The following is a 12,022-nucleotide window of genomic DNA, read 5'->3' as shown; positions in this document are numbered from 1 at the left end:
TCGTTGCCCGCCCTGGTCGTCGTTGCCCGCCCTGGTCATGGACCGAGATGCCTCCCCCCGCTTCCCCTTGAACGAGGTGTCGGTGTCGGTGACGACGCCGGTCACGACCGCCGGCGCCCGGCCCGCCCCCGGAGGCGGCGGCGGAGCCCGCCGCCCCGGCGGTGAACAGCAGGGCCGTGCACAGAATGGCGATCTTCGTACGACGGTCATGGCGCGAGCCCTTTCGGCAGGTGACCGGAGTGATCGGACGCCCACCACTGTTCCGCCCGGCCCCCTCCCGCCGCATCGCACCGGGGGCGCGTCCACCCTCCGCCGGGCGGCGGGGAGGCCCGTACGACTCCGGCCGCAGGGCCGCGCAACGAATCGCCGCCCAGGCGGCTCTTCGCGCAACGGATCACTCGTCGGTCCGCAACGGTCACGCCTTGTCCCGGAAGAAGGCCGGACCGTACCGTTTTGAACGTCTTCTCGACGCCTTCCCCGCCCCGTCACGCACCCCGACAGAGGTCTGCCGATGCCGCCGCTGCGCACCGCCCTGCTCCAGAGCTCCGGACAGCCCGGTGACGTCGCCGCCAACCTCAAGGTCCTCGACGAGGCCGCCGCCCGCGCCGCCGCCACCGGCGCCGGCCTGCTGATCGCCCCCGAGATGTTCCTGACCGGGTACGCGATCGGGGACGACGTCGCCCGGCTCGCCGAGCCCGCGGACGGTGACTGCGCCGACGCCGTCGCCGACATCGCCGCACGCCACGGCCTCGGCATCGCGTACGGCTACCCGGAGCGCGACGGTGAAACCGTCTACAACGCGGCCCAGCTCATTGGCCCCGACGGCGCCCGGCTCGCCAACTACCGCAAGACCCACCTCTACGGCGGTTTCGAGACCGACTCGTTCACGCCCGGCGACCAGCCGGTCGTCCAGGCGGAGCTCGGCGGGCTGCGCGTGGGCCTGATGATCTGCTACGACGTGGAGTTCCCCGAGAACGTCCGGGCGCACGCCCTGGCCGGCACCCAGCTCCTGCTGGTGCCCACCGCGCTGATGCACCCCGCCGAGGTCGTCGCCGAGTCCGTCGTACCGGTGCGCGCCTTCGAGAACCAGATCTACGTCGCCTACGCCAACCGCACCGGGCTGGAGGGCGACTTCGAGTTCGTCGGCCTGTCCGCCCTGGCCGGCCCCGACGGCACCGCCCGCGCCCGCGCCGGACGCGGCGAGGAACTGGTCGTCGGCGACGCCGACCCGGAGCTGCTGACCGCCTCGCGCGAGGCGAACCCGTACCTGCGTGACCGCCGCCCCGGCCTCTACACCTCCCTGACCTGAGCCTCCCCTCACCAGTTTTCCCGCAAGGAGTCCGTACCCCATGACGTCCACGGTGCCCACCGCCGTCCAGCACACCGACGCGCAGCCGCCGATCACCATGTTCGGTCCGGACTTCCCGTACGCCTATGACGACTACCTGGCCCACCCGGCCGGGCTCGGCCAGATACCCGCGACCGAGCACGGCACCGAGGTCGCCGTCATCGGTGGCGGGCTGTCGGGCATCGTCGCCGCGTACGAGCTGATGAAGATGGGCCTCAAGCCCGTCGTGTACGAGGCCGACCAGATCGGCGGCCGGCTGCGCACCGTCGGCTTCGAGGGCACGGGCACGGAGGGCCTGACCGCCGAGATGGGCGCCATGCGCTTCCCGCCCTCCTCGACCGCGCTCCAGCACTACATCGACCTCGTGGGCCTGGAGACCCGGCCGTTCCCGAACCCGCTGGCCGAGGCCACCCCGTCGACCGTCGTCGACCTGAAGGGCGAGTCGCACTACGCGGAGACGATCGACGACCTGCCGCAGGTCTACCGCGACGTCGCCAAGGCGTGGAACGAGTGCCTGGAGGAGGGCGCGGACTTCTCCGACATGAACCGCGCCATGCGCGAGCGTGACGTCCCGCGCATCCGCGAGATCTGGGCCAAGCTCGTCGAGAAGCTCGACAACCAGACCTTCTACGGCTTCCTGTGCGAGTCCGAGGCGTTCAAGTCCTTCCGGCACCGCGAGATCTTCGGCCAGGTCGGCTTCGGCACCGGCGGCTGGGACACCGACTTCCCCAACTCCATCCTGGAGATCCTCCGCGTCGTCTACACCGAGGCCGACGACCACCACCGCGGCATCGTCGGCGGCTCGCAGCAGCTGCCGCTTCGCCTGTGGGAGCGGGAGCCGGAGAAGATCGTCCACTGGCCGCTCGGTACGTCGCTGAAGTCGCTGCACGAGGGCGGCGAGCCCAAGCCCGCCGTGACCCGCCTGCACCGGACCGCCGGCAACCGCATCACCGTCACCGACGCGAACGGCGACATCCGTACGTACCAGGCGGCGATCTTCACCGCCCAGTCGTGGATGCTGCTGTCCAAGATCGCGTGTGACGACTCGCTGTTCCCCATCGACCACTGGACGGCGATGGAGCGCACCCACTACATGGAGTCGTCCAAGCTGTTCGTCCCGGTCGACCGGCCCTTCTGGCTGGACAAGGACGAGGAGACCGGCCGTGACGTCATGTCGATGACGCTCACCGACCGGATGACCCGCGGCACGTACCTGCTGGACGACGGCCCGGACAAGCCGGCCGTCATCTGCCTGTCGTACACGTGGTGCGACGACAGCCTGAAGTGGCTGCCGCTGTCGGCGAACGAGCGTATGGAGGTCATGCTCAAGTCGCTCGGCGAGATCTACCCGAAGGTCGACATCCGCAAGCACATCATCGGCAACCCGGTCACCGTGTCCTGGGAGAACGAGCCCTACTTCATGGGCGCGTTCAAGGCCAACCTGCCGGGCCACTACCGCTACCAGCGGCGCCTGTTCACCCACTTCATGCAGGACCGGCTGCCCGAGGACAAGCGGGGCATCTTCCTCGCGGGCGACGACATCTCCTGGACGGCGGGCTGGGCCGAGGGCGCCGTACAGACCGCGCTGAACGCGGTGTGGGGCGTCATGCACCACTTCGGCGGCGGGACGGACGCGACGAACCCCGGCCCGGGTGACGTCTACGACGAGATCGCCCCGGTGGAACTCCCGGAGGACTGACCCGCCAGCGGGGTGAGCAGCATCCGGCCCACCAGGCCCACGGAGCGGTCGAGGCGTTCGGTGAACTCCTCGGCCAGCTCCGGGAGCCGGTTCCCCAGCCGGTGCAGCTGCCACAGTGAGCGGGCCGCGAGCCACGCCCCGTCCCGGGCCCGCTCCAGGCTCCAGCAGCCCAGCAGATGCGTCAGGGGGTCGGCGATCTCCAGCAGGTCCGGCCCCGGCATCAGCTCCTCGCGGATGCGCTCCTCCAGCAGCGTGAGGATGTCGCCCACCCGGTCGAACTCCCCCTCCAGGTCGGCCGGTTCGCAGCCGAGCGTACGACAGGTGTCCACCACCGCCAGCGCCAGGTCGTGCCCGACGTGCGCGTTGATACCGGCCAGGGCGAACTGCAGCGGCCGTACGCCGGGATGGCGCCGGTACTGGAACAGCGGCCGCCAGCACGCCGGTGGGCGCCCGCCCGCGGCGACCGCGTCGACCGCCGCGAGGTAGCGCTCCGCGAACCGGACGTCCAGCGTGGCGGCCGCCCGCCGGTCGGCGAACTCGCCCGCGTCGATGCGCCGGTCGATCTCCTCCGTGACGGTGAGGTAGACCCGGTTGAAGACCGCCACCCCGTCCGTCGCCGGCCACAGCGACCGGAACGCGCGCATCCGCGCCACGACCGGGTCGACCGTCCACGGGGCCGACGGGAACTGCTCGATCTGCGCCATGGGGGCAGCGTTCCAGTAGGTAGGCTCTCGCTGGCGTCATCGCGCCGGGCTTCCCCGAAACGGGGGAACGATCCGCCCGGGCGAGCGCCCTGTACGCCTGTGACTTGGCGACCGGCTGAGCACCTTCGTAGGAACTCGTGCCCGCGTCCAGCGGCGGCTCCTGGCGCTTGAGGTGGGCCGGGGTGAAGGCGCGCAGCACGTGGTAGCCGGTGATCACGACGATCGTGCCGAGCGCGACGCCGCCCAGCTCGAAGTTGTCGGTGATCTTCAGGCTCACGCCGCCGACGCCGATGATGATGCCCGTGGCGGCCGGGACGAGGTTGAGGGGGTCGCAGATCGACCCAGCCCAGCACACCGCCGGGAATCGCGGCGACGACCGCGCCGAACTTCGGGCACAGGCCGAAGAGCAGCGCGAAACCGGCGGCGGCCCAGTAGGCGGCCGTGGAGTCGCCGCGGGTGGCCGCCATGACGCCGATGTTCTCGGCGTACGTGGTGTTCGGCGGGCCGCCCACGGCGGTGGACAGGATCGACGCGGCGCCGTCGGCGGCGATGGCGGTGCGCAGCTTGTCGGTCGAGCGGGTCGCCGGTCATCTCACCGACGGCCTTCACATGCCCGGGGTTCTCGGCGACCAGCGCGATGACGACCGGCAGGGCGACGAGGATGGCCGACCACTCGAACGCCGGGGCGTGGAAGGACGGCAGCCCGATCCAGTCGGCCTTGGCCACGCCGGACAGGTCCGGGCGCCACTGGGCGACGGCCTCGGCGCCGCCGAGCGGGGAGTGGATCTTGCCGAAGGCCAGGTCGAACAGCCATGAGACGGCGTACCCGAAGATCAGCCCCGGGCAGATCGCCACACGTGACCAGAAGCCGCGCAGGCAGACGACGGCGAGGCCGGTGAACAGCATCACCAGCAGCGCCGACCACTGGTCCTGCGGCCAGTACGTCGACGCCGTCACCGGTGCCAGGTTGAACCCGATCAGCATCACGACGGCGCCCGTCACGATCGGCGGCATCGCCGCGTGGATGGTCCGCGCGCCGAACCGCCGTACCGCCAGCCCCGCCAGGAACAGCACGGCACCGGCCACCAGGACCGCCCCGTTGACGGTGGCGCTGTCCCCGCCGGGCGCCCGGATGGAGACTGGCTGCTGCACGACGGCGGCCCCCGTTACCGGGCCCGCCATGCGGCGACGGTCGTCGCCCTGCGGTCCTTGTCCGGCCGGGGCAAGAAGAACGGCACCATCTTCAACGCGAGACCGAGGCGGAGCGGTCGTCTCAGGTGCGGGCGGTGCGGCGGTCGGGGGTCAGGAGGTAGGCGATCGCCATGTTGCCGAGTTCGCTCGCGTACCGGTCACGGGCGGCCTGGCCGGTGGCGGGGTCGGGGCGTACGGAGTTGTGGAAGCAGGCTCCCAGGATGGCGCGGGCCGCGGTATCCAGCGCCGCGTCCGGGTCGGAGCGCCGGATCTGGTCGGTGTACGGGGCTGCTGCTTCGAGCAGGAGGCGGTGGATCTCGGTGATGGTGCGCGCCCCCCGGTCCAGCGCCCCCGTGCTCCGCGCGCGCAGCAGCTCGGGGAAGAGATTGCGGCTGTCAGCGAAGGACTGCAGCAGGGCGTGTGCGTAGGCGTCCAGTACGCCCGGGAGTGACGGCTCGGCCGTGCGCAACTGCTCGGCCACATACTGCTCGCGCCGCTCAAGCATGCGCTCGGTCAGAGCGGTGATCAGCTGGTCCTTGTCCTCGAAGCGGCGATAGATCGTGCCGACCGAGACGCCGGCGCGTTCGGCGACGCCGGTCATCGTCATCTCCTCCAGGCCGGACGAAGAGGCGATCTCCTCCGCCGCCTGCAACACACGAGCCAGCGTCGCGGCGCTGCGTGCCTGCCGGGGTTCTCGGTAGCGCGCTGGTCGGTCTGGCTCGGCAGTCATGTCACGCATGGTAGCCGTCGGCCTTCTCAGGTCCTTTTGACAAGGGGTGCGCTCCTCTGGGTACTCTCGCAGATGTGAATGCAAATTCGCATTTACATCTATGGGAGGTTCGACCATGACCCGTAACCAGGCATCGCCGGCCGTGAGCGTGTCGCTCCTGTCGGGGCCCACCGGCACCGGGGGCATCGACGACTTCGAGCTGTTCCACGCCCGCAGCGCTCTGGACCGCTTCCGCAGGCGACTGGGACGCCAGGGCCTGCTCGACCTCCTGGCCGCGGACATCGAGGAAGGCAACGCCTTCCTGCGCGAGAGCGCGCTGGCCTCCGACGGCGGCTTCGAGGGCGGCACGACGGTGCTCGTGACGCAGGGTCTGACCGCGGGCGAGTTCCTGGCGTGGATGGAAGAAGCCTTCGCGGGCGATGAGCGCGTACTTCTCGCGGCACACCCCGAGCACTACGTGATGGCCCCCGGGGCCGATGGTTTCCACGTGGTGGAGAACATCGGCCCCCACGTCTGCTCCTTCTCCATGGGCGGCTGGGGAACGGACGCCATGGCCTGGGCCAAGGATGCGGACGCGCGCCTGCCGGAAGCGGACTTTCCACACAAGATGTCCTCGAACCTCTTCCTGGCCGACGGCACTGTCATCGGACGGGCGCTGACCCAGTTCGGTGACACCGCCGACGGCTTCACCGCACACCTGACGGTCTACGTGCCCACCGCGTGTGCGCATGACGTGCTGGAGCACCACCTGCGGCACTTCGCGGTCGAGTTCAGGAACTGGATCGTCGCCGCCGCGGCCGCCCGCGCCTGACGCACGACCGCTGGGAAACCTGTCCGCAACCATGAAGAGATATGAGGAAAATCCCGATGAGCGATGACCTGAAGGTATTCGTGCCGTCTCACCCGCTGGAGCCGGGAGACCGGTACGGAATCCTGAGCGGATTCGAGCCGGGAACCCGGACGCTGGAGGCGGGTTTTCAGATCGCACCGCCGTTCAAGCCGCTTCCCGTCGATGTCGTCCTGGAGAAGGACGTTGCGGTCACTATGCGTGACGGCGTCACGATCCATGTCGACGTCTTCCGTCCCGTCGGCACGGAGAAGGTGCCCGTCATCGTGGCCTGGAGCCCGTACGGCAAGGGGCAGGGGACCTCTGCCAGCGTGATGGGCATCTTCGGCATGGTGGGACTGGACAACGGGATCGTCTCGGGCCTGGAGAAGTTCGAGGGCCCGGACCCGGCGTACTGGTGCGCGCATGGCTACGCGATCTGCAACCCCGACATCCGCGGCGTTGCCCACTCCGAAGGCGACAGCGTCGTGTGGGACCGCCAGGAGGGCCGGGACTGCTACGACCTGATCGAGTGGCTGGGCGTCCAGGACTGGTGCACCGGCAAGGTCGCGATGAGCGGAACCTCGTATCTGGCGGTCTCGCAGTGGTTCACCGCAGCCGAGCAGCCTCCCCACCTGGCGGCGATCAATCCGTGGGAGGGCGTGAGCGATGTCTACCGCGATCTGGTGATGCGCGGCGGCATGCCCGACACCGGCTTCGCACGCCAGCTCCAGGACCACAGCTACTGGGGAAACAGCCGCAAGGAAGACCTCCTGACGGAGGCTGAGCGCTACCCGTTGATGAACGACCTGTGGGAAGACAAGATCCCGCGGTTCGAGAAGATCACCGTGCCCGCGTACGTCGTCGCCAGCTACTCCAACACCCTGCACACCGCGGGCACCTTCCGCGCCTGGCGCCGGATGGCATCCGAGAACAAGTGGCTGCGCATCCACAACAGCCAGGAATGGCCCGACTACTACGACGAGGCCAACCGGGAGGATCTGCGCCGGTTCTTCGACCACTTCCTCAAGGGCGAGGACAACGGATGGGAGCAGACGCCACGGGTGCGCTACTCGCTCCTCGACCTCGAAGGTGGCGACCGGGTGAACATCCCGGCGGACCAGTTCCCGCCCGCAGACGTGACGGCGACCAGGTACTACCTCGACGCCCGCTCACGGACCTTGGGCACAGAGGTGCCCACGGCCGAGGCGACGGCGACCTATACGGTCGGGACCAATCCGGACCTGGTGTCGTTCGTGACACGCTTCGATCAGGAGACCGTGCTGGTCGGATACCCGAAAGCACACCTGTGGGTCGAGGCGGAGGGGGCCGACGACATGGACCTGTTCCTCCTCGTCCAGAAGCTCGACGCGTACGGCACACCGCTGCAGCAGTTCACCGTGCCCAACCACAGCGCGAGGGTCCATGACATCACCGAACGCGGCGCCTCCATCCTGCGGTACAAGGGCTCCGACGGACGGCTTCGCGTCTCGATGCGCCATGTGGACGAGACGCTGTCCACCGACGACGTCCCTGCCCACAGCTTTGACCGTATCGAGAAGCTCTCACCGGGCGAAGTCGTCGACGTCGAGATCGATCTTCTTCCGGTCGGGCTCACGTTCTACCCAGGCGAACAACTTCGCCTCGTCATCAGCGCGCGAAGCATTCTGGGAACGATGATGCCCGGTAACCGCGAATACGTCTCCCAGAACCGGGGAACGCACGTCATGCACACGGGAGGGGACCGCGCGTCGTACCTGCAGCTCCCCATCCAGTCCGCGTGCCTTCCGGCCGGCTCGCCCCACTGACATCGACCTCATCCTCACCGGCGTCACGGCCAGTCCGTCGGGTGTCAGCCGCGTGTGGGCCGAGCCCGCACCGGCACGTGGTTCGCCTGTCTCAGTCCTCGCGGCCATCGTCGTCCTCGCCCGCGCGCGTCCGGGTCGCGCAGCGGGCGCAGACCGCCGTCGGCGGGGACGCCGGCGGTGAGGCTGAAGCGGCCGAGCAGGTTCAGGTTGTCGTGCTTGAGCGGGGAGAGCCGGGCGATGTCCTCGTCATGGATTTCGTGGCCCTCGGCCTGGAGCTGGGTGACGGCGGCGTCGATGTACCGGGTCGTCCAGAGCGCGATGGCGTTGAGGACCAGCCCGAGTGCGCCGAGCTGGTCCTCCATCCCGTCGCGATAGGCCTGGTGGATGGGTGCCGCGCTTGCCGTGGCAGACGTCCCGGGCCGGTTTGTGGCGGGGCTCCACGCGCCGGTGCGCCGGGCGCGGGGCTCAGCGCGGGCTCTTCTGCGCGGCCTCCGCGCCCGCTGCCGTGCGCGTCGTCCGGTCGCCGGTGCGCAGGACGCCCGCGCCCAGTACCAGGCCGAAGGCCAACAGGGTGACCAGTCCGAAGGAGACGGTGAGGGACGTCACGTCGGCCACCCCGCCGATCGCCGACGGTGCGATGAGGCCCGAGGTGTACGTGATGGTGGCGACGCCCGCGATCGCCTGGCTCGGGTTCGGGCCGCTGCGCCCGGCCGCCGCGAAGGCCAGCGGTACGACGACGGCCACGCCCAGCCCGAGCAGCCCGAAGCCCGCCATCGCGGCCGCCGGGTGCGGCGCGACGACCACCAGGGCGCCGCCCGCCGTCGCCGCGACGCCCCCGACCCGTACCGTACGTACCGCGCCGAACCGGTCCACGACCTTGTCGCCCACCAGCCGCGCCACCGCCATCGTCAGGGCGAACGCGGTGGTCGAGGCGGCCGCGAGGCCCGGCGACGTACCGAGCTGGTCGCGCAGGTACACCGCCGACCAGTCCAGGCTCGCGCCCTCCGCGAACACCCCGCAGAACCCGATCGCCCCGATCACCAGCGCCGACCTGGGCGGCAGCGCGAACCGGGGCGGAGGTTCCTCGTCCGGAGCGCTGCGCAGGTCCAGTACGCCCTGGCAGGCGAGCGCGCCCACGACGGTGAGCACGAGCGCCGCGACCACGTGGTGCAGCCGGGCGTCGCTGCCCAGGTGCGCGGCGAGCGTGCCGGAGGCCGAGCCGATCAGGGCGCCGGCGCTCCACATGCCGTGCAGGCTCGACATGATCGACTTGTCGAGCCGGTTCTCGACCTCGACGCCCAGCGCGTTCATGGCCACGTCGGACATCCCGGCGGTGGCCCCGTACACGAAGAGCGCGCCGCACAGCGTGTAGACGTTGGGCGCGAGCGCCGGCAGGACCAGCGACAGCGTCCACAGCCCGAGCAGCCCGCGCAGCGCGCCGCGGGCGCCGAAACGGTGGCTGATCGCGCCCGCCAGCGGCATCGCCGCCGACGCGCCCAGGGCGGGGAAGGCGAGCGCGAGGCCCAACTGGCCCGCACTGACGCCGGCATGGTCCTGGATCCACGGGATGCGGGTGGCGAAGCTGCCGGTCACGGCGCCGTGCACACAGAACACGGCGGCCACGGCGAACCGGGCCCGCCTCAGCCGCTCCTTGCCGAACACCACGTCGTGCGACGTCACGGGCCCTCCTGGTCTCGTCGTTCCGGCGATCCGTAAATTATCAGGAACCCTGCCTGATAGTAAGCTGATGTGACGAGTTCTGAGAGGATCACGGCATGCCCGCATCGCCCAGCACCGCACGGGCCATCAACGACCGCCTCGCGCTGCGACTCCTCCAGGAGCAGGGCCCGTTGACGGCCGGTCAGCTCAAGAACCTCACCGGTCTCTCCCGGCCCACCGTCGCCGACCTGGTCGAACGGCTCCAGGGCTCCGGACTCATCCAGGTGGTCGGGGAGGCGGGCGCCGAACGGCGTGGTCCCAATGCGCGGCTGTACGGGATCGTCGCCGACCGGGCGCACCTCGGCGCCCTCGACGTCCGCACCACCAGCGTCTCCGTCGTCGTCACCGACCTGCTCGGCGCCACGCTCGCCGAGGCGTCCCTGCCCATGGAGCGCCTCAGCGACGGGCCGGCCGTGGAGCGCGCGGTGGCGCTGCTGGAGCGGACGTGGGCCGAGGCCGGCGTACGGAGGCTGCACACGGTCGGCATCGGGGCGCCCGGCCTGATCGATCCCGCCACGGGCGAACTGCGCGACTCGACGGGCCTGCCCGCCTGGCACCGGCGGCTCGTCACCGTTCTCCAGGAACGGCTGCCCGCCACCGTCCTCGTCGAGAACGAGACCAACCTCGCGGCCGTGGCGGAACAGCGCGAGGGAGCGGCGCGCGACCGCGACACGTTCGTGTTGCTGTGGCTCGGCCACGGCGTCGGCGCGGCCGTCGTCCTGGACGGCAGGCTGCGGCGCGGCGCGTCGGGCGGCGCCGGCGAGATCGGGTTCCTGCCGGTGCCGGGGACGGGCGGCCTGCCGTCGGCCACCGGCTGCGACGGCGGGTTCCACGCCCTGGCCGGGTCGGCGGCGATCCGCTCACTGGCGGCGGGGTACGGCATCGAGGCCGCCGACCGGGGCGAGGAGCCGGCCGGCGCGGTGGCGGTGCGGACGGCGGCGGCCACCGGGGCGGAGGATTTCCTGGACGCCCTCGCCGACCGCCTCGCCCTCGGGGCGGCCGCCGTCAGCGCCGTACTCGACCCTGGGTGCGTCGTCCTGGGCGGCGAAGTCGGCCACGCGGGCGGCCCCGGGCTGGCGGCCCGCGTCGAGACCCGGCTGGCCGGACTGTCCCCGCTGCGCACGGAGGTACGGGCGAGCTCGCTGGGCGGCGCGGCGGTGCTGCGCGGGGCGCTGCTGACGGCCCGCGACACGGCCCAGGACGCGCTGTTCGCCCCGACCGGCCCTACGCCCCGCTGAAGCGCCGCTCCAGGAACTCCTCGAACGTGCCCTTGCCCACCGCGCGCTCCGGCGTCAGATGCCCGCCCGCCCGCATGCCCCGGTACGCCTTGCCCGCCAGTGGCACGCCCACCACCGGGCGCCGGCGGCCCGACGCCCGCAGGTAGGCGCGGGCCAGCTCCGGGAACGTCCGCACCTCGGGGCCGCCCATGTCCGCGACCCGGCCGGCAGGCGCGCCCACCGCCAGCTCGGCGAGGCGGGCGGCGACCTCCGTGACCTCGACGGGCTGATCGCTCACGCCCGCCGGGACCAGCATCACCGGCAGCTTGGCCACCGCCTCCAGCAGCGTCAGCACCAGGTCGTGGAACTGCGTCGTCCGCAGCACCGTCCAGCCGAGTCCCGACTCCTCGACCAGCCGCTCCACGGCCAGCTTCGACCGGTAGTAGCCCAGCGGCACCCGGTCCACCCCCACGATGGAGATGTAGACCAGATGTGCGGCTCCGGCCCGCCGCGCCGCGTCGATCAGGTTCCGCGCCGCCCGCTCGTCGCCACCGCGCGGCGAGGACGCGCAGTGCACGACGGTGTCCACGCCCGCGAGGGCCGTATCGAGCCCCGTACCGCCCTCGCGCAGATCGACGGCGTACGGCTCCGCGTGTCGGCTCAGCACCCGGACCTCGTGCCCGTCCGCCCGCAGCAGCGCGACGACATGCCTGCCGAGCGTGCCGGTCCCACCGGTCACCAGAATCGTGGTCATCCTCAGCTCCTCATGACGTAGTCATG

Annotated in this window: 9 protein-coding genes and 2 pseudogenes; 5 read left to right on the top strand and 6 right to left on the bottom strand. The window is 71.1% G+C overall.

Annotated features, from left to right (window positions below):
- The first annotated feature begins 511 nt into the window (after nt 1-511).
- Complete coding sequence (locus BKD26_RS33135) at nt 512-1,309, top strand: carbon-nitrogen hydrolase family protein (RefSeq protein WP_084905933.1); 798 nt, start codon at nt 512-514, stop codon at nt 1,307-1,309.
- A gap of 40 nt (nt 1,310-1,349) precedes the next feature.
- A complete protein-coding gene (locus BKD26_RS33130; protein ID WP_084905931.1) occupies nt 1,350-3,047 on the top strand; it encodes an NAD(P)/FAD-dependent oxidoreductase in 1,698 nt (565 codons plus the stop codon).
- Here BKD26_RS33130 and BKD26_RS33125 read toward each other — a convergent pair.
- From BKD26_RS33125 to BKD26_RS33115, 3 genes and pseudogenes are all read right to left on the bottom strand, one after another.
- On the bottom strand, nt 3,008-3,751 hold the full coding sequence (locus BKD26_RS33125; RefSeq protein ID WP_084905930.1) for a DUF5995 family protein: 744 nt from the start codon (nt 3,749-3,751) through the stop codon (nt 3,008-3,010). The two genes, BKD26_RS33130 and BKD26_RS33125, sit on opposite strands and share 40 nt — an antisense overlap.
- A 124-nt stretch (nt 3,752-3,875) precedes the next feature.
- Nucleotides 3,876-4,888, bottom strand: a pseudogene (locus BKD26_RS33120) (solute carrier family 23 protein); the annotation flags it as partial.
- 136 nt (nt 4,889-5,024) lie between these two features.
- Nucleotides 5,025-5,672, bottom strand: a complete 648-nt coding sequence (locus BKD26_RS33115; RefSeq protein ID WP_241518967.1) for a TetR/AcrR family transcriptional regulator — start codon at nt 5,670-5,672, stop codon at nt 5,025-5,027.
- A gap of 115 nt (nt 5,673-5,787) precedes the next feature.
- Here BKD26_RS33115 and BKD26_RS33110 point away from each other — a divergent pair, with 115 nt between their 5' ends.
- Both BKD26_RS33110 and BKD26_RS33105 read left to right on the top strand, forming a co-directional pair.
- Entirely contained in the window at nt 5,788-6,483 is a 696-nt protein-coding gene (locus tag BKD26_RS33110; protein WP_084905925.1) for a hypothetical protein, read from the top strand.
- Between the two features lie 56 nt (nt 6,484-6,539).
- Nucleotides 6,540-8,306: a CocE/NonD family hydrolase gene (locus BKD26_RS33105; RefSeq protein WP_084905922.1), complete on the top strand. Its 1,767-nt coding sequence runs from the start codon at nt 6,540-6,542 to the stop codon at nt 8,304-8,306.
- Between the two features lie 44 nt (nt 8,307-8,350).
- On the opposite strand, the pseudogene BKD26_RS33100 reads toward BKD26_RS33105, so the two are convergent.
- Nucleotides 8,351-8,756: pseudogene (locus BKD26_RS33100) on the bottom strand (Tn3 family transposase); the annotation flags it as partial.
- Between the two features lie 15 nt (nt 8,757-8,771).
- Nucleotides 8,772-9,986 (bottom strand): MFS transporter, encoded by a 1,215-nt coding sequence (locus tag BKD26_RS33095; protein WP_241518966.1) that lies wholly within the window; start codon nt 9,984-9,986, stop codon nt 8,772-8,774.
- A 95-nt stretch (nt 9,987-10,081) separates the two neighbouring features.
- Between BKD26_RS33095 and BKD26_RS33090 the strand changes: the two genes are divergently transcribed.
- Entirely contained in the window at nt 10,082-11,263 is a 1,182-nt protein-coding gene (locus BKD26_RS33090; protein ID WP_084905920.1) for an ROK family transcriptional regulator, read from the top strand.
- Here BKD26_RS33090 and BKD26_RS33085 read toward each other — a convergent pair.
- Nucleotides 11,250-11,996 (bottom strand): NAD(P)H-binding protein, encoded by a 747-nt coding sequence (locus BKD26_RS33085; protein ID WP_084905917.1) that lies wholly within the window; start codon nt 11,994-11,996, stop codon nt 11,250-11,252. The two genes, BKD26_RS33090 and BKD26_RS33085, sit on opposite strands and share 14 nt — an antisense overlap.
- Nucleotides 11,997-12,022: the final 26 nt, after the last annotated feature.

The sequence above is a fragment of the Streptomyces sp. CB03238 genome (genome assembly GCF_002099185.1).
Taxonomy (GTDB): domain Bacteria; phylum Actinomycetota; class Actinomycetes; order Streptomycetales; family Streptomycetaceae; genus Streptomyces.
Note: the sequence above shows the minus strand (reverse complement) of the source record. Positions and strands in the feature narration are given on the sequence as shown.